Source organism: Streptomyces sp. NPDC000880 (genome assembly GCF_053599675.1).
Window position 1 is genome coordinate 12,935 of the sequence record NZ_JBSFMS010000019.1, and the last position, 18,200, is coordinate 31,134.

Below are 18,200 nucleotides of genomic sequence, written 5' to 3' on the forward strand. Positions count from 1 at the left end.
GCGGATCAGGCTCAGCCGAGGTCCGCCTGCGCGGGCAGGTCGCGGGCGCCGAGCCGCAGGTGCTCGATGTGATAGACGGCCTCGTCCAGGAGCTGGGCGACATGGCTGTCATAGAGGCTGTAGACGATCCGGCGTCCCTGGCGTGAGCCGGTGACCAGCCCCAGCGCGCGCAGCAGGCGCAACTGGTGAGAGACCGCCGACTGCTCCATTCCGATCGCCTCGGCGAGACCGCTCACGCCGCAGGGCCCCTGGCGCAGCGTGGTGAGGATCATCAGCCGGGACGGGGTGGCGAGGGCCTGCAGGGTGGCGGCGATGGTGGCCGCGGAATCCGCGTCGAGGCGCGCCGCGGGCGTGGTCTGTCCATCGACTCCATGTCCCATGGGACCATCGTATCTATAGTTACAATTGAAGAGCTCTTCATGTGTTCCGTTATGGTGGAGGGACTTGCTCATGTCCCCCCACACGAAGAGGTGTGCTCCGGTGGCTTCTGCCCTGGTGAACGACCAGTCGGCCCCCGCTCCTGTTGCTCCGCCACCGGTACATCCCCGCCGGACCGGGCTGGCGGCCCTGCCCGAAGTCCGGTGGGCGGCCCTGTCCTCGGTCGCCTTCCTGCTCGCGTTCCCCCTCGACCTGGCCGAGGCCCCGGCGTGGGCATGGGGTCCGCTGTACGCGCTCTGTTACGCGGCTGGTGGATGGGAGCCGGGCTGGGCCGGACTCCGGGCGCTGAAGGACAGAAAGCTCGACGTCGACCTTCTGATGGTGGTCGCCGCACTGGGTGCGGCGACCATCGGGCAGTTCCTCGACGGCGGACTGCTGATCGTCATCTTCGCCGTCTCCGGCGCGCTTGAAGCCCTCGCCACCAAGCGCACCGCCGAATCCGTCCGCGGCCTGCTCGATCTGGCACCTGCCACAGCCACGCGGCTTGCCGTCGGCGGAGGCGAGGAGCGGGTGAACGTTGCCGAGCTGCGGGTCGGTGACAGTGTTCTCGTACGACCCGGTGAGCGGCTGCCCGCCGACGGCGCCGTACTGGAGGGGACCAGCGACGTCGACCAGGCCACCATCACCGGTGAACCGCTGCCGGTGACCAAGGCGCCGGGCGACGAGGTGTTCGCGGGGACGCTCAACGGCACCGGCGCGCTGCGCGTACGTGTCGACCGCGACGCGTCCGCATCGGTGATCGCCCGGATCGTGGCCATGGTCGAGGAGGCCAGCGAGACCAAGGCTCCGACGCAGCTGTTCATCGAGAAGGTCGAACAGCGCTACTCGGTCGGCGTGGTCGTCGCGACGCTTACGCTCTTCGCCGTCCCGCTCGCTCTCGGCTCCGACTTCACCGAGACCCTGCTGCGGGCCATGACTTTCATGATCGTGGCATCGCCCTGCGCGGTCGTGCTCGCCACCATGCCGCCGCTGCTGTCCGCGATCGCCAACGCCGGCCGGCACGGCGTACTCGTCAAGTCGGCCGTGGTCATGGAGCGGTTGGGCATGGTGACACGGGTCGCCATGGACAAGACGGGCACCCTCACCGAGGGCTCGCCCCGCGTCGCCGAGGTACGGACGCTGTCCGGCGCGGACGAGAGCGAGACGCTGGCCCTGGCCGCGGCTGCCGAGTACCCGAGCGAACACCCGCTTGCCCGCGCCGTGGTGGCCGCCGCCCGGGAGCGCGGCCTGCGTCCGGAGACCCCACGCGAGTTCTTCTCCGCCCCCGGCCGCGGGGTCCGCGCGATCGTCGGGGGCCGTACCGTCCAGGTCGGCAGCCCGGCCCAACTGCTCGACGGCGCCGCCGAAGAGGCCCGCGCTGCCGTGCTGGAGGCGGAGTTGGACGGCCGCACCGCCGTCGTGGTCCTGACCGACGGCACGCCGGTCGCCGTCCTGGCCCTCGCGGACCGGCTGCGTACCGGGGCTGCGACGGCCGTCACCGCCCTCGGCAGGCTCACCGGAACCACTCCTGCGCTCCTGACCGGCGACAACAAGCGCTCTGCCGCCCGCCTGGCGGAGGAGGCCGGGATCACGGACGTACGGGCCGGGCTGCTGCCGCAGGACAAGGTCGCAGCGGTACGGGAATGGGAGCGGGAGGGCGAGAAGGTCCTCGTCGTCGGCGACGGCGTCAACGATGCCCCCGCGCTCGCCGCCGCCCACAGCGGCATCGCCATGGGCCGGGCCGGATCCGATCTGGCGCTGGAGACCGCGGATGCGGTTGTCGTGCGCGATGAACTGGCCACAGTGCCCGCCGTCGTAGCGCTCTCCCGCCGGGCCCGGCATCTGGTGGTGCAGAACCTCGTCATCGCCTCCGTGTGCATCAGCGCCCTGGTGGTCTGGGATCTGGCAGGCCACCTGCCGCTGCCGCTCGGCGTCGCCGGCCATGAGGGTTCCACCGTCCTCGTCGGCCTCAATGGCCTCCGTCTGCTGCGCGAGTCGGCGTGGCGCAGGGCGGCCGGCTGACACGGCCCCAGGCCGAGCAGACGGGGGATGTACCGCGAGTGCTCCGGGTCCCAGGGGTACTCGCGGCCACATGCGTGTACCCGACAGCCCGGGCGGATGGGGTGAGAGCTCAGCAGCCGCCGGAGGAGGCCGGGGCTCCGGCGCCGATCTGGAGGGTGGTGGGGGCCGCGCAGCAGCCGCCGTCTTCGGACGTGGCGGCGTCGGGCTCGTCGAACAGGCCCGCGCCGCCGCAGACTCCGGTCTCCGGGAGGGTCAACTCGACGCGCTCGGCGGCTTCCTGGTCTCCGGCCAGCGCTGCGGCGATGGAACGGACCTGCTCGTAGCCGGTCATGGCGAGGAAGGTGGGGGCGCGTCCGTAGCTCTTCATGCCGACGAGATGGACGTCCTTCTCCGGGTGGGAGAGCTCGTTCACGCCGTGCGGGTAGACGGTGCCGCAGGAGTGGACGTTCGGGTCGATCAGCGGGGCGAGTTCGACCGGGGCTTGGAGACGCTCGTCGAGGGCGAGGCGGAGCTCTTCGAGGAAGGACAGGTCGGGGCGGAAGCCGGTGAGGGCGATGACCTCGTCGACCGGGTCGAGTCGGCGGCCGTCCTCGGACAGCAGCGCAAGCCCCTCGCTGGTCCTCTCGACGGCGGACGTACGGAATCCGGTGACGGCGTCGGCGTATCCGTCGTCCACGGCTGCCTTGGCCGCGAGGCCCAGTGCCCCGCGGGCGGGGAGCTGGTCCGCCTCGCCGCCGCCGAAGGTGGAGCCGCCGATGCCGCGGCGCACGATCCAGACCGCGTGCGTGCCCGGGGTCTGGATCGCCAGGGCGGCCAGGTGGGCCAGGGCGGTGAAGGCGGAGGCACCGGAGCCGATGACCGCGGTGCGCTTGCCCGCGTAGCGGGCGCGTACGGCAGGGTCCTTGAGGTCCGGGACGCGGTAGGAGATACGGTCGGCGGCCGCGCGCTCGCCGAGAGCCGGGAGGCCGTCCCCGCCGATCGGGCTCGGGGTGGACCAGGTGCCGGAGGCGTCGATCACGGCGCGGGCGGTAAGGCGTTCCCCGGTACCGTCGGCGTTCGTGACGTGCACGGTGAAAGGCTGCTCCTCTCGGCCGGAATCCACGACCCGGTCGCGGCCGACGCGCGAGACGCCGGTGACGCGGGCGCCGAAGCGGACCTTGCCGCCCAGCACGTCGGCCAGCGGCTCCAGGTAGCGCTCGGCCCAGTCGCCCCCGGTGGGGTACGTAGCCCCGTCCGGCGCGGTCCATCCGGTCGGGGCCAGCAGCTTCTCGGCGGCCGGGTCGACGAGCTCGGCCCAGGTGGAGAAGAGACGTACGTGGCTCCACTCGCGTACGGCACTGCCCGCGGCCGGTCCGGCTTCCAGGACGAGCGGTTCGATGCCGCGCTCGACGAGGTGGGCGGCGGCGGCCAGGCCTACCGGGCCGGCTCCGATCACCACGGTGGGCAGGGCGGCGGTGGGCACATCGGCAATCGGCACGGTCACGACGACTCCCCGTTGTTTCGACATCTATCGATGGCTTACGCCGTCAGCATCGCACCTGTTTCGACGGGCGTCAACATAGACATTCTTCGAATCAGAGGCCGAGACCCGTGAGCCGCGCCTCTCGCCGCACCTGCGCCCATCACGCCCAATTCTCGACCGCGCCAATTCGCCTACGCATCAAGCCCGTTGAGCACGCCCCGCCCCACCCGCACGCGACGGCACGACGGCACGACGGCTGATGTTTGTACGGATGTCGCCCATCGACGCAGCTCCGAAGGCCGCCTCTGCGCCTCAGCACATCCAAGTAGAGATATGCCCTTAATGGGGCGATATCTTCTCGCCTCCTGGGCAGGGATCCGACCATGCCCATGCTCGTCGGAACCTCGGGATGGCAGTACAAGGACTGGCGCGGCATTCTCTATCCGCCCAAGCAAGCCCAGCGGCTGTGGCTGGAGGAGTACGCCCGGCACTTCGCCACTGTGGAGAACAACAACGCCTTCTACCGGCTTCCCACCAGGGAGATCTTCGCCTCCTGGCGGGAGCGGACGCCGGAGGGGTTCGTCATGGCGGTCAAAGCCAGCCGCTATCTGACCCATATGAAGCGGCTGCGCGCCCCCGAGGAGCCGGTGCGCAGGCTGATGGATCGCGCAGAGGGCCTGGGCAACCGGCTGGGGCCCGTCCTGCTGCAACTGCCTGCCCACTTCCGGGAGGACATCGGGGATCTGGACGCCTGCCTGAGGTGCTTTCCCGGCACGGTTCGGGTGGCCGTCGAATTCCGCCACACGTCGTGGTGGGAGGCGGAGCGGGAACTCCGGGCGCTGCTGGAACGGCACGGCAGCGCCCTGTGCTGGGCGGATCGGGGGTCCCGCCCGGTGACGCCGCTGTGGCGCACCGCGTCATGGGGGTACATGCGATTCCACGGCGGCATCTCCGAGCCACCACCGCGCTACGGCCGCCAAGCGCTGAAGTCCTGGGCCCGACGCATCGCCGACGCCTGGCCGGACGAGAACGATGTGTTCGTGTACTTCAACAACGACCCGGGGGGTGCGGCCCTACTGGACGCCGCGAAGTTCGCCCGGGCAGCGACCGCGTTGGGCCGGACGGTGAGCCGTACGCCTCCGTCCCTGGCGGCGCGGTCCACGTCCTGAGCGGGCCAAAGCGAGGCGCCCTGCCAGGATGCAGTCGTGCTGGGGCAGGGCGACGATGGATGCAGAGCCACACGGCGGGCTGCGAATGCCTCGTACATCACGCCGTGCCGGGACACGGACAATGAGATGGAGCGCTCATGAGAGTACTGCTGACGGTCCAACTCGACACCGAGAAGGCAAACAAGGCGATCAAGGACCAGAGCCTCGCCACGACCATGAAGTCGGCGCTCGAGCGGCTGAAGCCGGAGGCCGCTTTCTTCGGATCGCAGAACGGAGAACGCACCGGATTCTTTGTCTTCGACCTTCAGGAGCCGTCTCAGATCCCGGCAATCGCTGAGCCCTTCTTCCAGGAACTCGGCGCCAAGGTCACCTTCACACCGGTGATGAGCTTCGACGACGTCCAGGCCGGTCTCCAGGCATACGGCTCCGGCTGACCGGTTGACAGCAAAGGCGGAGACCGATGGCGAAATACCTCTTCAGGGTCAAGTTGACGGTAGACGGACTGAAGGGCTTGCTCAAAGAAGGCGGTACTGCGCGCCGTGAGGTCGTCGACCGCATGGTCCAGAGCCTGGGGGGCCGGCTCGAATCAATGCACTGGGCATTCGGCGACGAGGACGTTTATGTCACGGTGGACCTGCCGAGCAACGCCGCCGCCGCGGCCATGGGACTGATTACGTCGGCGGCCGGTGGCGTTCGCACGAGCACGGGCGTGCTGCTGACGCCCGAGGAAATCGACGAGGCGATCCGCCAGAAGGTGGACTACCGCGCACCAGGCGCCTGACGCGCCATCTGGTCGGTCTCCATGCCGACGAGCAGGTGGTTGGCGCGGGAGACGACCACGTCGGGCGGGTGACCCTCCACGGCGTAGGCCCTGATCGCCGTACGCATCTGGCCCATGATCGTCGCGGCGCCGGCCGAGCGCCTTGACGAGGTGGCCCGCCCACCTCGTCATGCATATGGGACCAGTCATGTCCAGCGTAGGGAAGGCGGGGGCCGCGTGCGGGCTTCTACGGGGGTTCCTCCGATCTCGGCGGCCCGAGACGGGCGGAGACCGGGATCAACCGGTCGCGCCGGGCCAGGAGGTGACCGTGGCGGCGGTCGCAACGGCGACCGACGCCAGACGCCGGTAGTCGATGGTGTCCGGAGTGTCGGTCGGCTGGTGGTAATTGCGGTTCCGGAAGTTCGCCGTGCTCGTGAGCATCAGGGCCGGAATCCCCACGTTCCAGAAGGCCGCGTGGTCACTTCGGTCGAGATGGCTCAGCGGCGGCACCACAAGGCCGACGAGCGCGCCCCGCGGGCCGTCCGGTCGCGGGTCGCGCAGTCTGACGACGGGCAGCGGGGGCTCGGCGGCGCCCGCTGCCCGGCACCACAGGGAGGCCGCCGCCGTCGTCGAACGCCGGTGGACGACAAGGGTGAAGTCGCCCCGTTGCCCGGCCGAGCGGACCGCGGCGGCCACGCGGGGGAAGGCCGCGCCGAACCCGGCGGGCAGCAGTTGGGCTCCGGGCTCGTTCGCGAAGAAGCCGACCGACTCGAGACAGATCATGCCCGCGACCTGCCGGGTGCGGCCCGGCCGCCGGGCGGCGAACCGGGAACCGATCAACCCCAGCTCCTCCATGTCGAAGAACATGAGGGTGACCGCGGGCGGTTGCGGCAGCCCGCCGAGGAGGCGCGCCATCTCCAGCAGCGCGGCGACGCCGGAGGCGTTGTCGTCGGCGCCGGGGGAGCCGGCGACGGTGTCCAGGTGCGCTCCGACGACAACCGTTGGCCGGTCGTCGCCTCCTGGCAGCCCGGCCAGGAGGTTCGCGCCGGTCAGCCGCCGGTGCAGGCGCAGCGTGAGCGCGAGCGCCTGATGGCCGTGGCGGTCGGTGGAGCCCAGTCGCCACCGTACGTCGAAGGGCTGCCGCTCGGTCCGCCAGCCCGCGGCGGCCAGTTGACTGGTCACATGGGCCTCGGCGCGCAGCATGGCCTCGGGGGCGCGGGTGCGGCTGCGCGGGCGGTCGGCGAGGTACTCCACGTCATGACGCACGCGCAGCGGGTCCGCCCGCCGGGTCAGTTCACGTACGAGCGCGGGCACGTCGGGGGCGAGGTCCATGACGCGGTTTCACCGCCTTCGCCTTCGTCGGTGCAGGACAGCCGACTTCCGTTGATGGTGGTGTACGTCTGATGGTGGTCCATGCCGAGGCGGTCGCGCACGCTGGGGCTCGGCCCACTGGGTGGCCGCCGCGCGGGCCGCGGCCACGAACCGCTGCGCGGGCGCACGGTCCGCCTAGTCTGCCGCCATGGCAGACGTGGACGCGTCCGGCCGGCACCAGTCCGGTACCGGCGGCGGGCAGGAGCTGGGCGCCGTGCTGCGCAGCCGCGCATACGTACGCCTTCTCCTGCTCTCCGCTCTCCTCGGCGTACCGGTGTCTCTGGCCTGCTTCGCCTTCGTGAGCCTGGAGCACGAACTCCAGCACGCCGTCTGGGAGTCACTGCCCAAGGCGTTCGGCATGAACGTCGCGCCATGGTGGTGGCCGCTGCTCTCACTGACGCTCGCCGGACTGCTGCTCGCTCCGATCGTCACGCGGATGGCGGGGAAGGGCGGACACGTTCCCGTGGGCGGTCTGGGCGGTCCGCCCATCGGCCCCAGAGAAGTGCCGGGCGTCGTCCTCGCCGCCCTCGCCTGTCTGCCTCTCGGCGTCGTACTGGGCCCGGAAGCCCCTCTCATGGGCCTCGGCAGCGGGCTGGCGCTGCTCGCGCTGCAGTACGGAAGTCGATACGGAAGACACCACGGCGACCAGGTGAACGACCCCCAGCTCTCCGTGGTCCTGGGGGCCGCGGGATCGACAGCCGCGATCTCGACCATCTTCGGCAGCCCGATCGTCGCCGTCGTGATGACCCTCGAAGCCGCGGGCATCGGTGGACCCGCGCTTTTCGCACTGCTCCTGCCCTGTCTGCTGGCCAGCGGCATCGGAGCGCTGGTCTTCACGGGGTTCGGTAACTGGACGGGCCTGGAGATCGGCGCACTGTCCCTGCCCTCGGTGCCGCCCGCCGAGGCCCCGGACGCCGGGGACTTCCTGTGGGGTATTCCGCTGGCTGTGCTCATCGCGATCGTCGTCTTCTGCGCGCACACCCTGGGGCGGCGCGTCGTGGCCTGGGCCGCGCGGCCGACAGCACCGCAAACCGCGCTGCGAACGGTGGCCTGCGCCATCGCGGTGGGTGTCTGTATCGCGGCGTACGCCCTGGTCACCGGGCGTTCACCACAAGAGGCGGCCCTGTCGGGCCAGGGCACGCTCGGCGCCCTGGCCGCGCAGCCGCACGCCTGGCCGGTTGCCGCGCTGGCCGCGCTGGTCCTGTTCAAGGGCCTGGCCTGGGGCATCTGCCTGGGCAGTCTGCGCGGTGGCCCGATCTTCCCCGGGATCATGGTCGGCGCGGCGATGGGCATCGCCTTCGGCGCGCTGCCCGGATTCGGCATGGCATCGGGACTGGCCGTCGGCATGGCCGCATCCTGCAGCGCGAACACCCGGCTGCCGGTGACCAGCACGGTGCTGGCCGCACTGCTTCTCGGCAAGGACGTGAGGGACGCGGTCCCCCTGATGATCATCGCCGCCGTCGTCGCCCTGGTGACCACGGAGCTGCTACGGGGCTGGACCGCTTCCTCGTCCGCCTCCTCCACGCGGGCGTCCTCGGCGTAACAATGGGGGTGAGGGGCACGCCTGCCGTTGCCGAGAGGCGGGACATCCAAGGTGCCGTACATAGCAGTGACTGCCTTGAGCCATGCCGGGCTGATCCGCGACCACAACGAGGACAGCCTCGTCGTCGGACCGTGGACGTTGTGCGGCACCGTGACCGAGAATCCCCAGACGCTGCTGTTCCCCATCGGCACACCGCTCGTCGTCGCGGTCGCCGACGGACTCGGCGGGCAGCCGGGCGGCGAGGTGGCCAGTACGCTGGTGGTCCGCCAACTCGCCTCGATCGGCCCTTCGTTGGACGACGAGATGGCCGTCAGTGACGCCTTGGACATCTGCAATCACGCGGTGTACTCGGCCGCTCGCGACCATCCTGAGCTGGTCACCATGGGGACCACGGTCGCGGGTGCCGTCGTCCTGACCCAGTCGCTGCTGACGTTCAACGTCGGCGACAGCAAGGTGTTCGAGGCGGCTCAGAACGGGCTTCGCCAGGTGAGCGTGGACGACAGTCCGCCGCTGCGGCCGGGACAGCGCACCACGTCGGCCGTCACACAGACGCTCGGCGGCAGCCACACCTTCAGCGCCATCACGCCCCATGTGACGGCCTCGGCGCTGTCCGTAGGCGATCGCTACCTGGTGTGCACCGACGGGCTGACCGACCCGGTGCCTGACGAGGAGCTCGACGGCCTGCTGCGGGTGCACGACGACGGCAGGGCCGCCTTCGAGTTGTGGAAGGCTGCGATCGAGGCCGGAGGGCCGGACAACATCACGTTCGCGCTGGTACGCATCGCCGAGTAGAGCCTTTACGTCGGACTTCTCCTTCGCGAGTACAACGATGGAGCGGCCCTCCGGGGTCTCGTCGGCGAGCGAGGAAAGCTGCGCGGCGTCCGCCGGCTCGGCCTCCTTGCCCTTGACCGGGACGAACTCGGCGGCCTGACGATTGCCAAGGGTGATGGTGCCGGTCTTGTCCAGCAGCAGGGTCGACACATCGCCCGCGGCCTCGACCGCGCGGCCGGACATCGCCAGGACGTTGCGCTGCACCAGCCGGTCCAAACGCAGGCCCGGGTTACTCCGGAGGGCGGCGTACGGTCCACCGGCCCGTCGGTTTCCGGTCAGCAGTACCGGCCCCCGGTCACTGGTGGGGCGGTGGCACACTGGGGACCGGTTGTCCGAAGGAGCCAGCTGTGCCGATGATCCGCAATCTCCGCCGCGCCGTGCGCCGCGCCTATCGCAGGACTGTGGACCTGAGCCACCCGGCCCGCTCCCCGCTGGGCAGCACGGTGGTCAACTGCGTGATCTACGAGGACGGCGTACGGCAGCCCGACGCCTGCCCGGTGGACGAGGCCCTGCGGCGGGTCCGCAAGGCAGGCCGGGGTTTCGTCTGGATCGGGCTGCACGAGCCCTCCAAGACGGAGTTCGCCGGGGTTGCCGAGCTGTTCGGTCTCCATCCGCTGGCCGTCGAGGACGCGGTGGTTGCCCATCAGCGGCCCAAGGTGGAGCGGTACGACGAGACCCTGTTCGCCGTCTTCAAGACCTGCGGCTACGTCGAGCACGAGGAGCTCACCGCCACCAGCGAGGTGGTGGACACCGGCGAGCTCATGGTCTTCACGGGGCCCGACTTCGTGATCACCGTCAGGCACGGCAGGCACGGCTCGCTCGGCCCGCTCCGGGAGGCCCTGGAGGACACCCCCGAGCAGCTGGCCAAGGGCCCCGCCGCCGTACTGCACGCCATCGCCGATCATGTGGTCGACGACTACCTCGCCGTGGCGGACGCCGTACAGAACGACATCGACGCCGTCGAGAGCACCGTCTTCACCGAGCACGCGGGCCGCGGCGACGCGGGCCGCATCTACCAGCTCAAGCGCGAACTGCTCGAGCTCAAGCGCGCGGTGGCGCCGCTGGGCCGGCCGTTGCAGGCCCTCGCCACCCAGCCGCTGCCGCCGGTCGGCCCGGACATACAGCCGTACTTCCGTGACGTCGCCGACCATCTGGCCCGCGTCACCGAGCAGATCACGTCCTTCGACGCCCTGCTCGACTCGATCCTCCAGGCCCATCTCGCGCAGGTGACGGTCGCCCAGAACGAGGACATGCGCAAGATCACCGCATGGGCGGCGATCATCGCCGTGCCGACCATGGTCTGCGGTGTGTACGGCATGAACTTCGACCACATGCCGGAGCTGCGCTGGACCTACGGCTACCCCCTCGTTCTCGGCGTCATGGCCACCGCCTGCTTCGTCATCCACCGCAGCTTCCGCCGCAACGGCTGGCTCTGACGCTCCCTTCGAGCGGCTCCGACGCTCCGTTCGCCCCGGCCGGAGGTGCGGGCGAGGATGTGGGTGGATACTCGCTCCTCGTTGTCCGACGGACCGGCAGGGAGACCCATCGCATGGCCGGCACCGACACCACAACGCCCGGGCGGCGAGCCCTCCAGCGCTGGCGCGGCTTGGCTGCTGGAGGGGCTGAGCGAGCAGACGGCCCGTCACCGGGGCCGCACGGCACCCCGCGCGCCGAGCACAAGGGCCACCGGTGGTGGCGGGTGATGTGCCTGACCGGCGTGGACTGCTGCTCCACCCTCGGCTACCAGCCGGGCATCGCCTCCCGCGTCCACCGGAACCGGCGCGGCGGCCGCGGGTGCACGTCGGCTGACCGGCTGCCCGAAGGCGGCCACGAGCCCTTGGGCGGCTGGTTCGACATGTGTCAACATAGACGTATGTCGAATGTGAAGGCGTTGCCGCTGCTGGAGCCGGATGCAGACCTGGATGTCGAGCCGTGCTGCCCGCCGCTGACCGAGCGCCCCCTTACGGCGGAGGAGGCGGTCCGCACCGCCGCCATGTTCAAGGCGCTCGGCGACCCGGTGCGCCTGCGGCTGTTCTCGGCGGTCGCCTCCCACGAGGGCGGCGAGGCCTGCGTCTGCGACATCTCCGACGTCGGCGTTTCGCAGCCGACCGTCTCCCACCATCTGAAAAAGCTCAGGGAGGCGGGCCTGCTCACCTCCGAGCGGCGCGGCACCTGGGTGTACTACCGGGTCGCGCCCGCCGTGCTGGCCGCGATGGGGAAGATGTTGGGGCAGTACGCCGTCTGATCGGCCCGGGCGCTTGATCGGCCCCGGCGCTTGATCGGCGATTGATCGGCCCCGGCGCTCACATGGCCGGCGCGGACGGCTTGACCGCGCGGACGACGGCGGACCGCATCCCGTCCGCGACCTCATGCGTCGGCGTGATCTCGACGCCGCCGAACCCGGCCGCCTCAAGGCCCTCGCGGTACTCCGCGAAGGACAGCGCTCCCGCGACGCAGCCCACATAGCTGCCGCGCTCGGCGCGCTCTGCGGGGGTCAGATGGTCCGCAGCCACCACGTCCGAGATGCCGATACGGCCGCCGGGCACCAGCACCCGGAACATCTCGGCGAAGACGGCGGGCTTGTCGACGGACAGGTTGATCACGCAGTTGGAGATCACGACGTCGACGGTCTTCGCGGGCAGCGGCACGGACTCGATGGTGCCCTTGAGGAATTCGACGTTGGTGACGCCCGCCTTCTCCGCGTTTTCCAGGGCGAGGGCGAGCATCTCCTCGGTCATGTCCAGACCGTATGCCCTGCCGCTCTCGCCGACCCGGCGGGCGGACAGCAGTACGTCGACGCCGCCGCCCGACCCCAGGTCCAACACGCGTTCGCCCTCCCGCAGTTCGGCGACGGCAAGCGGGTTGCCGCAGCCGAGGGAGGCCGCGACCGCATCGGCTGGAAGCGCCTCGCGGTCCTCGTTCCCGTACAGCCCCGCGCCGAAGTTCTCGTCGACGTCGGCGGACTGGGAACCACAACAGACCGTGCCGCCCTGGGTGACCTTGAGGGCGGCCGCGGCATAACCGGCGCGGACCGTCTCACGCATGTCCTCGCGCATGTCCGACTGATCGCTCATGACGCACTCCCCGGCATCGATGCCTGTGGAATCAACAGTGCGCGCTAAATCGACAAGCGTCAACATAGAAAGCCGTCTAATCACGGCATCGGCGGCTAGCCTTCCGCTTGCGGAACAGTGACAAATAGGGTTATTACGAAGGGGATGGGAGTGAACCGCTGTGCTGTTCACCGATCGCATGGATGCGGGACGCCGACTTGCCGACGCGCTGCGGCACGTACGGGGGGAGAGTCCTGTCGTCCTGGGCCTGCCGCGGGGCGGAGTCCCGGTGGCCTTCCAGGTTGCGCGGGCCCTTGGCGCACCACTTGATGTGATCGTGGTCCGCAAACTCGGGGTCCCGTACCACCGGGAGCTGGGGTACGGCGCGATCGGCGAGGGCGGAGTACGGGTCATCAGCGACGACATCGTCCAGCGCAGCGGCGTCGGCCGGGACGAACTCGAAACGGTCGAGCGCGCCGAGGAGGCGGAGCTCGCACGGCAGGCGAAGCGGTTCCGCGCCAACCGGCCGCGGACAGACATCAGGGGCCGGACAGTGATCATCGTGGACGACGGGATCGCGACCGGCGCGACGGCCGCGGCGGCGTGCGAGGTGGTACGGGCGCAGGGCGCGGCCCGGGTGGTGCTGGCCGTGCCGGTGGCGCCTCCGGACGCGGTCGCCTGGCTGCGCACCAAGGCGGACGAGGTGGTGTGCCTGTCCACTCCTAGGGCGTTCCGGGCAGTCGGCGAGTGGTACCAGGACTTCTCCCAGACCTCCGACGAGGAGGTCGTCGCCCTGCTCGCGCAGGCGGCCGCGCGGGGAGACGAGGACCGGGCCGGGGGTGAGACCGAAGTCGAGGTGGACGCCGGCGGGGTCCGGCTGGCCGGGGACCTCACTCTGCCTCGGGGCACCGAGGAGATCGTGATGTTCGCCCACGGGTCCGGCAGCAGCCGGCACAGCCCGCGCAACCGGCAGGTGGCGGCCGCCCTGAACCGGGGGGGCCTGGGCACCCTGCTCTTCGACCTGCTCACCCCGGCCGAGGAAGCCGACCGGGCGAACGTCTTCGACATCGAAACACTGGCCGGGCGGCTGGTGGACGCCACCCGCTGGCTGCGGGAGCGCGAGTCGGCCCAGATCGGCTACTTCGGGGCGAGCACCGGAGCCGCGGCTGCGCTGCGGGCCGCCGCGACATTCGGCGCCCTGGCTTCCTCGGGTGCCGGCGGCGACGCCGACGCGGACATCGCCGCCGTGGTCTCCCGCGGCGGCCGTCCCGACCTCGCCGGGCCGCACCTCGCCGACGTACGCGCGCCCACACTGCTCATCGTCGGCGGCAGCGACCCGCTGGTGCTCGAACTCAACCGCCAGGCCCAGGCGCAGCTGCGCTGCGAGAACCGGCTCGAGGTCGTTCCGGGCGCCACGCATCTCTTCGAGGAACCGGGCGCCCTGGACACGGTGGCGGACCTGGCCCGGGACTGGTTCACCAGCCACTTGGCGGCGAGTCGTCCCCTGCGGTGACGGTGCGCGAGGCCCGCCTCCTCACCGGGGCATCGCATCAGCGTACTGAGATCATGAATCAATGGCAGTCGCGCGGGTGCCGATGAGGGCATAGCGCTCGTCGGTCACCGGGCGGCCCCACAAGTCCGGGTCCCCGCCGAGCGGTTCGACTCGTACGTCCGCCACCAGCGGGCGGACCGCGGCAGCCAGGGCGTCCGCGCCGATTCCGCCGCGCCAGGGCAGTGCGTCCGCTCCGGCCACGTACGGCACACCCTTCTGGCCCGACTCGCGCCAGCGGCCCTCGACGAGGACCAGGCGACCGCCCGGGCGCAGGCGCGATACCCAGTCGCGCAGCGCCGCCTCGGGGTCCGGCAGTGTCCACAGCAAGTGGCGGGAGAGCAGGACGTCGAAGCGGGTGTCGGCGGTCGGCGGCTGCGCCGCGTCCCCGACGAGGAAGCGGGCCGCAAAGCCGGCCGCGGTGAGCTTTGTGCGAGCGCGCTCGACCATGCGGGGTGCCAGGTCGACGCCCGTCACCCGGTGGCCCGCCTCGGCCAGCAGCAGGGACAGGGAGCCCGTGCCGCAGCCGACGTCGAGTATGTCCACCGGAGCGGACGGCACCCAGGAATGCAGATACCTGGCCCAGGCTGCGCGCGTCCCATCGGCGCGCAGGCCGTGGTCAGGTTCGTCGTCGAAGGACGACGCGGCAGCGTCCCAGTAGTCGGTGATCGAGGCAGCGTCAGCAGTCATGGGACAGAGCCTGACAGCTGCCACTGACAGTCCGGCGGGCGTCCCTTCACGCCAGGGCGATGAACAGGCCCAGCGTCAGCACGGCGACGCCGCATCCGTACAGCGCCAGCCTTACGGAGTGCGCCTGGGCCGACGGGTCGGCGCTGCCCGCGCGACAGAGGCCGAAGGCAGACTTCAGGAGCAGGGCGAGCGCGGCCGCGGAGAAGGCGGCGATCAAGGAATCCGTCACGCCGCGACAATCTCACGGGCCGTCAGGCGTCGCATGTCGGCCTACTCCGTCCCGGCAAACGACAGTGCCACGCGCTCCGCCCGTACTCCGCCCGGCCGGGGACAGCTGCCCATCACTCAGCGCCCGGCGTTCGGTCAACGCGGTGTCCGCGCGCCTCCTCGCATTGCGAGTGCCACGGCGACGGCCGCGCCCAGCGAGACCGCTGAGGCGAAGCCGATCATGGAGGGCCGCAGGGCTGCATGCTGGATCACGATGCTGAAGGCGATGGAGGGCAAGCCAAGACCGAGATAGGCGACGACGAAGAAAACAGCCAGAACGCCGGCCCGGGAGGCGGGGTCGGCGGTGGCGACCGTTTGGCTGACGGCTCCCTTGAACAGCAGCCCGGCGCCGGCGCCCGCCAGCCCGGCGGCGGCCAGGGCAAGCCAGAGCATGGGGTAGTACAGGGAGAGCGCGGTGAGGGCGAGACCGGCGGGGAACAGGAGCACGCCGGTGGCCAGCAGGCGGGGCTGGGTGAGCCTGCCCAACGCGATCTGGGCGAGGGCGGAGGCGGCGAATGCGATGAAGGGAGTCAGGCCGGCGATGAAGTAGGAGCTGATGCCGAGCTGGCCGCGCACGATGATGGCGCCGAGGGAGGAGAACAGGCCCATCACGGCGAATGCGAAGAAGCCGACGGCCGATGCGGCGCCGAAGGCGGCCCGGTGGCCCGGACGGAGCGCGAATCGGATGGGACGGTCACGGTCGGCGAGCTCGACGTCCACGGTCTCGGGGCTGGCCAGGACCAGTACCAGGAATACGGCCATGACGGCGGCGAACACCGCGTAGGAGGTGACGAGTGGGGCGGGGAGCCACTGCGCGGCAGCCCCTGCAAGCAGTGGACCCATGGCCAGTCCGCCGAGGTTGGCAGCGGTGGCGACGAGCGAGGGTACGGGTGAGCCAGTACGGTCGGGGTGCGCAGCGTGGTAGAGGTCGGAGAGGTACGCGGTAGCCGTGGATGCCATGAGGCCCACGGCGACGCCGGTGAGGAACCGCCCGATGATCAGGCCTGGCAGGGCCGGCCACGCTGCCAGGACGGCGGCGGACGCGACGCCCACCAGGAGCGCGGGGACGATGACGCGGCGCCGGCCGAACCGGTCGGACAAGTGACCGAGGCTGAGGAAGCTGACGGCGGTGCCCACGACCATCACCGCGAAGGCGATGGTGACGGTGGTCGCGCCGAAGTGGTCGCGCTGCTGGTAGAGGGGCCACAGCGGAGTGGGTACGGTACCGAACGCCATCAGCGAGGCGAACGCGGTGGCCACGATCCAGAACCCGGACATGTGCGAGGCCCGAGTCTGTCGGCCGGGCGTCCGTGGGTCGGACGCGGGGGAACCTCGTCGGCCGGCCGCCGCACGTGTGGCACTGCTCATCTTTTCTTTGCCTATCTGGCTGGACTGCAGACGGGAACGCCGAACAGCGACCCCGTGCGCGGCCCATCCGGAGGTAGGGCTGCGCATAGGTGCCAACGGGACCCGCATGTTCCGCCATACCAACTCTGCTGGACCTGTCAGAGCTGCATTCCATCTGCTCCAGAGATAATGTGTCATGGAACTTCGCCACCTGCGCCACTTCGTAGCCCTCGCGGAGGAACGCAGTTTCACCCGCGCCGCCGCCCGCGAGCTGATCGTTCAGTCGGGTCTGTCCTCTTCCGTGCGCGCTCTGGAGAAGGACGTCGGAGCCCTGCTTTTCGTGCGCGGCACCCGACCGGTGCGGCTGACGTCAGAGGGGGAGGCCCTCGTGTCCGCGGCCCGTCGCGCGCTGGACGCCGTCGATGCCTCGTACCAGGCCGTCCGGGACATCCGCGGAGTCCTCACCGGGCATCTGCGCATCGGTGCGCTTCAAGCGAGCGGCCACTCCCTGCCGTTCACCTCATGGCTCGCGGGATTCTCCCGTGCCCACCCGGGCGTGGACATCACGGTGCGTCAAATGCCCGCCATGCGCATGCTGGCCATGGTGGGCAAAGGCGAACTCGACTGTGCCCTGGTCCCCGCGGAGCCTGGCCGCCCCGCGGGTCTCGACGTCGTACCTCTCGTCTCGGAGCCCGTCGTGCTGGCCTGTGCGGAAGGGCACCCGCTCGCGACGGCCGAGTCGGTCACGCTGCGGCAGTTGGCCGACGAGCGATTCGTGGAGACCCACCCGGAGTGGGCGATCCGATCACTCGTCGACGCGGCCTTCAACGAGGCCGGCCTGACCCGTCGCATCGTGTGTGAGGTGAACGAATGGACGACAGTCCTCGGTCTCGTGGCCGAAGGAGTGGGTGTCACCTTCGTCCCCCACCCGCTGAACGTCGCCCTGCTTCCGGGCAACGTCGCGTCCCTGCGGCTGATCCCGCTCCGTGGAGTCCGTTTGGAGCGTCGCATCGATCTCGTACTGCCCAAAGGACACGCGGCCAGCCCTGCCGCCCGCCGCTTCGCGGGGTACGTACGCCGCGCGCTGCCCCCTGTCCGTGATCCCTCGTGAGCGACCTCCGGGAACGAAAGGCGAGGGCGCCCGGGCCCCCTGTGCCCGGCTGTGGGTCGTCAGGGTCGTCAGGCCCCGGGCCCCAGTCCGGTCAGCGCCTCCGTCAGCCACTTCGTCCAGAACGTCTCCAGCTCGATCCCGCCCCGCAGCACCAGATGCCGCAGCCTGTCCTGCTCCGTCGACTGCCGCTCCGGCGGGAAGTCGCGCGCCTCGATCGCCTCGTACTGCTCCAACTGCCGCTGGTGCAGCGCCAGATGACGGCCGAGCTCCGCCTCCAGGCCCGCGCTGCCGACCACCCCCGCCGCGCGCAGCCGCAGCAGCAGTGGGTCGCGGACCGGCTTCGGGTCCTCGGAGCGCGCGACCCACGCGGTCAGCTCCTCGCGGCCCGTGGGCAGGACTTCGTACTCCTTCTTCTGCCCGCGGGTGGGCTGCGCGGACGGCAGGGCGCGGATCTGGCCCGCCTGCTCCAGTTTCCCCAGCTCCCGGTAGATCTGCTGATGCGTGGCCGACCAGAAGTAGCCGATCGACTTGTCGAAGCGGCGGGTCAGCTCCAGCCCCGACGAGGGCTTTTCGAGCAGAGCCGTGAGGATCGCGTACGGGAGGGACAT

General features: G+C 70.7%; 18 protein-coding genes and 2 pseudogenes. 10 read left to right on the top strand and 10 right to left on the bottom strand.

Going from position 1 to position 18,200, the window contains the following annotated elements:
• Positions 1-11 precede the first annotated feature (11 nt).
• Complete coding sequence (locus ACWDO5_RS09180; protein WP_450529695.1) at positions 12-380, bottom strand: ArsR/SmtB family transcription factor; 369 nt, start codon at positions 378-380, stop codon at positions 12-14.
• A 70-nt stretch (positions 381-450) separates the two neighbouring features.
• Between ACWDO5_RS09180 and ACWDO5_RS09185 the strand changes: the two genes are divergently transcribed.
• Complete coding sequence (locus tag ACWDO5_RS09185) at positions 451-2,439, top strand: heavy metal translocating P-type ATPase (protein ID WP_450529696.1); 1,989 nt, start codon at positions 451-453, stop codon at positions 2,437-2,439.
• A 109-nt stretch (positions 2,440-2,548) separates the two neighbouring features.
• Here the strand turns inward: ACWDO5_RS09185 and ACWDO5_RS09190 are convergent, their stop codons facing one another.
• Positions 2,549-3,946 carry an NAD(P)-binding domain-containing protein gene (locus tag ACWDO5_RS09190; protein ID WP_450529697.1) on the bottom strand — a complete coding sequence of 466 codons (1,398 nt, stop codon included), beginning with the start codon at positions 3,944-3,946 and terminating at the stop codon, positions 2,549-2,551.
• A 338-nt stretch (positions 3,947-4,284) separates the two neighbouring features.
• Here ACWDO5_RS09190 and ACWDO5_RS09195 point away from each other — a divergent pair, with 338 nt between their 5' ends.
• From ACWDO5_RS09195 to ACWDO5_RS09205, 3 genes are all read left to right on the top strand, one after another.
• Entirely contained in the window at positions 4,285-5,070 is a 786-nt protein-coding gene (locus tag ACWDO5_RS09195; RefSeq protein WP_450529698.1) for a DUF72 domain-containing protein, read from the top strand.
• A gap of 137 nt (positions 5,071-5,207) precedes the next feature.
• Entirely contained in the window at positions 5,208-5,504 is a 297-nt protein-coding gene (locus tag ACWDO5_RS09200) for a DUF3303 family protein (protein ID WP_450529699.1), read from the top strand.
• A gap of 26 nt (positions 5,505-5,530) precedes the next feature.
• Complete coding sequence (locus ACWDO5_RS09205) at positions 5,531-5,851, top strand: GYD domain-containing protein (RefSeq protein WP_450529700.1); 321 nt, start codon at positions 5,531-5,533, stop codon at positions 5,849-5,851.
• Positions 5,852-5,853: 2 nt separating this feature from the next.
• Here the strand turns inward: ACWDO5_RS09205 and ACWDO5_RS09210 are convergent.
• Positions 5,854-5,988 (bottom strand): annotated as a pseudogene (locus tag ACWDO5_RS09210) (SpoIIE family protein phosphatase); the annotation flags it as partial.
• A gap of 139 nt (positions 5,989-6,127) precedes the next feature.
• Positions 6,128-7,162, bottom strand: a complete 1,035-nt coding sequence (locus ACWDO5_RS09215) for a M28 family peptidase (protein WP_450529701.1) — start codon at positions 7,160-7,162, stop codon at positions 6,128-6,130.
• A gap of 187 nt (positions 7,163-7,349) precedes the next feature.
• Here ACWDO5_RS09215 and ACWDO5_RS09220 point away from each other — a divergent pair, with 187 nt between their 5' ends.
• Entirely contained in the window at positions 7,350-8,744 is a 1,395-nt protein-coding gene (locus ACWDO5_RS09220; RefSeq protein ID WP_450529702.1) for a chloride channel protein, read from the top strand.
• A gap of 51 nt (positions 8,745-8,795) precedes the next feature.
• On the top strand, positions 8,796-9,536 hold the full coding sequence (locus tag ACWDO5_RS09225) for a PP2C family protein-serine/threonine phosphatase (RefSeq protein WP_450529703.1): 741 nt from the start codon (positions 8,796-8,798) through the stop codon (positions 9,534-9,536).
• Between the two features lie 15 nt (positions 9,537-9,551).
• Here the strand turns inward: ACWDO5_RS09225 and ACWDO5_RS09230 are convergent.
• Positions 9,552-9,791, bottom strand: a pseudogene (locus ACWDO5_RS09230) (potassium-transporting ATPase subunit B); the annotation flags it as partial.
• A 137-nt stretch (positions 9,792-9,928) separates the two neighbouring features.
• Between ACWDO5_RS09230 and ACWDO5_RS09235 the strand changes: the two are divergent.
• Together ACWDO5_RS09235 and ACWDO5_RS09240 are read left to right on the top strand one after the other, a co-directional pair.
• Complete coding sequence (locus ACWDO5_RS09235) at positions 9,929-11,011, top strand: magnesium and cobalt transport protein CorA (protein WP_450529704.1); 1,083 nt, start codon at positions 9,929-9,931, stop codon at positions 11,009-11,011.
• Positions 11,012-11,448: 437 nt separating this feature from the next.
• Positions 11,449-11,820: an ArsR/SmtB family transcription factor gene (locus ACWDO5_RS09240; protein ID WP_450529750.1), complete on the top strand. Its 372-nt coding sequence runs from the start codon at positions 11,449-11,451 to the stop codon at positions 11,818-11,820.
• A gap of 58 nt (positions 11,821-11,878) precedes the next feature.
• Here the strand turns inward: ACWDO5_RS09240 and arsM are convergent, their stop codons facing one another.
• Positions 11,879-12,649, bottom strand: coding sequence for an arsenite methyltransferase (gene arsM, locus ACWDO5_RS09245; protein ID WP_450529705.1), 771 nt, complete (start codon positions 12,647-12,649; stop codon positions 11,879-11,881).
• A 160-nt stretch (positions 12,650-12,809) separates the two neighbouring features.
• On the opposite strand from arsM, the gene ACWDO5_RS09250 reads away from it, so the two are divergent.
• A complete protein-coding gene (locus tag ACWDO5_RS09250; protein ID WP_450529706.1) occupies positions 12,810-14,141 on the top strand; it encodes a phosphoribosyltransferase family protein in 1,332 nt (443 codons plus the stop codon).
• Between the two features lie 51 nt (positions 14,142-14,192).
• Here ACWDO5_RS09250 and ACWDO5_RS09255 read toward each other — a convergent pair whose 3' ends face one another.
• The 3 genes from ACWDO5_RS09255 to ACWDO5_RS09265 form a co-directional block, all read right to left on the bottom strand.
• Positions 14,193-14,867 carry a class I SAM-dependent methyltransferase gene (locus ACWDO5_RS09255; RefSeq protein WP_450529707.1) on the bottom strand — a complete coding sequence of 225 codons (675 nt, stop codon included), beginning with the start codon at positions 14,865-14,867 and terminating at the stop codon, positions 14,193-14,195.
• 46 nt (positions 14,868-14,913) lie between these two features.
• Positions 14,914-15,096, bottom strand: a complete 183-nt coding sequence (locus tag ACWDO5_RS09260; RefSeq protein WP_450529708.1) for a hypothetical protein — start codon at positions 15,094-15,096, stop codon at positions 14,914-14,916.
• 134 nt (positions 15,097-15,230) lie between these two features.
• A complete protein-coding gene (locus ACWDO5_RS09265) occupies positions 15,231-16,412 on the bottom strand; it encodes an MFS transporter (RefSeq protein WP_450529709.1) in 1,182 nt (393 codons plus the stop codon).
• Positions 16,413-16,677: 265 nt separating this feature from the next.
• Between ACWDO5_RS09265 and ACWDO5_RS09270 the strand changes: the two genes are divergently transcribed.
• The gene (locus ACWDO5_RS09270) at positions 16,678-17,592 is read left to right on the top strand and encodes a LysR family transcriptional regulator (protein WP_450529710.1); all 915 of its coding nucleotides are present in this window, start codon (positions 16,678-16,680) and stop codon (positions 17,590-17,592) included.
• Positions 17,593-17,660: 68 nt separating this feature from the next.
• Here ACWDO5_RS09270 and ACWDO5_RS09275 read toward each other — a convergent pair whose 3' ends face one another.
• Positions 17,661-18,200: a PadR family transcriptional regulator gene (locus ACWDO5_RS09275; protein ID WP_450529711.1), complete on the bottom strand. Its 540-nt coding sequence runs from the start codon at positions 18,198-18,200 to the stop codon at positions 17,661-17,663.

Bases quoted from the DNA above. Each gene is read 5' to 3' on its own strand.
- arsM (WP_450529705.1), bottom strand. From the start codon at position 12,649: ATGAGCGATCAGTCGGACATGCGCGAGGACATGCGTGAGACGGTCCGC.
- ACWDO5_RS09190 (WP_450529697.1), bottom strand. From the start codon at position 3,946: ATGTCGAAACAACGGGGAGTCGTCGTGACCGTGCCGATTGCCGATGTG.
- ACWDO5_RS09200 (WP_450529699.1), top strand. From the start codon at position 5,208: ATGAGAGTACTGCTGACGGTCCAACTCGACACCGAGAAGGCAAACAAG.
- ACWDO5_RS09215 (WP_450529701.1), bottom strand. From the start codon at position 7,162: ATGGACCTCGCCCCCGACGTGCCCGCGCTCGTACGTGAACTGACCCGG.
- ACWDO5_RS09275 (WP_450529711.1), bottom strand. From the start codon at position 18,200: ATGTCCCTCCCGTACGCGATCCTCACGGCTCTGCTCGAAAAGCCCTCG.
- ACWDO5_RS09185 (WP_450529696.1), top strand. From the start codon at position 451: ATGTCCCCCCACACGAAGAGGTGTGCTCCGGTGGCTTCTGCCCTGGTG.
- ACWDO5_RS09205 (WP_450529700.1), top strand. From the start codon at position 5,531: ATGGCGAAATACCTCTTCAGGGTCAAGTTGACGGTAGACGGACTGAAG.
- ACWDO5_RS09220 (WP_450529702.1), top strand. From the start codon at position 7,350: ATGGCAGACGTGGACGCGTCCGGCCGGCACCAGTCCGGTACCGGCGGC.
- ACWDO5_RS09195 (WP_450529698.1), top strand. From the start codon at position 4,285: ATGCCCATGCTCGTCGGAACCTCGGGATGGCAGTACAAGGACTGGCGC.
- ACWDO5_RS09255 (WP_450529707.1), bottom strand. From the start codon at position 14,867: ATGACTGCTGACGCTGCCTCGATCACCGACTACTGGGACGCTGCCGCG.
- ACWDO5_RS09240 (WP_450529750.1), top strand. From the start codon at position 11,449: ATGTCGAATGTGAAGGCGTTGCCGCTGCTGGAGCCGGATGCAGACCTG.
- ACWDO5_RS09270 (WP_450529710.1), top strand. From the start codon at position 16,678: ATGGAACTTCGCCACCTGCGCCACTTCGTAGCCCTCGCGGAGGAACGC.
- ACWDO5_RS09180 (WP_450529695.1), bottom strand. From the start codon at position 380: ATGGGACATGGAGTCGATGGACAGACCACGCCCGCGGCGCGCCTCGAC.
- ACWDO5_RS09235 (WP_450529704.1), top strand. From the start codon at position 9,929: ATGATCCGCAATCTCCGCCGCGCCGTGCGCCGCGCCTATCGCAGGACT.
- ACWDO5_RS09265 (WP_450529709.1), bottom strand. From the start codon at position 16,412: ATGTCCGGGTTCTGGATCGTGGCCACCGCGTTCGCCTCGCTGATGGCG.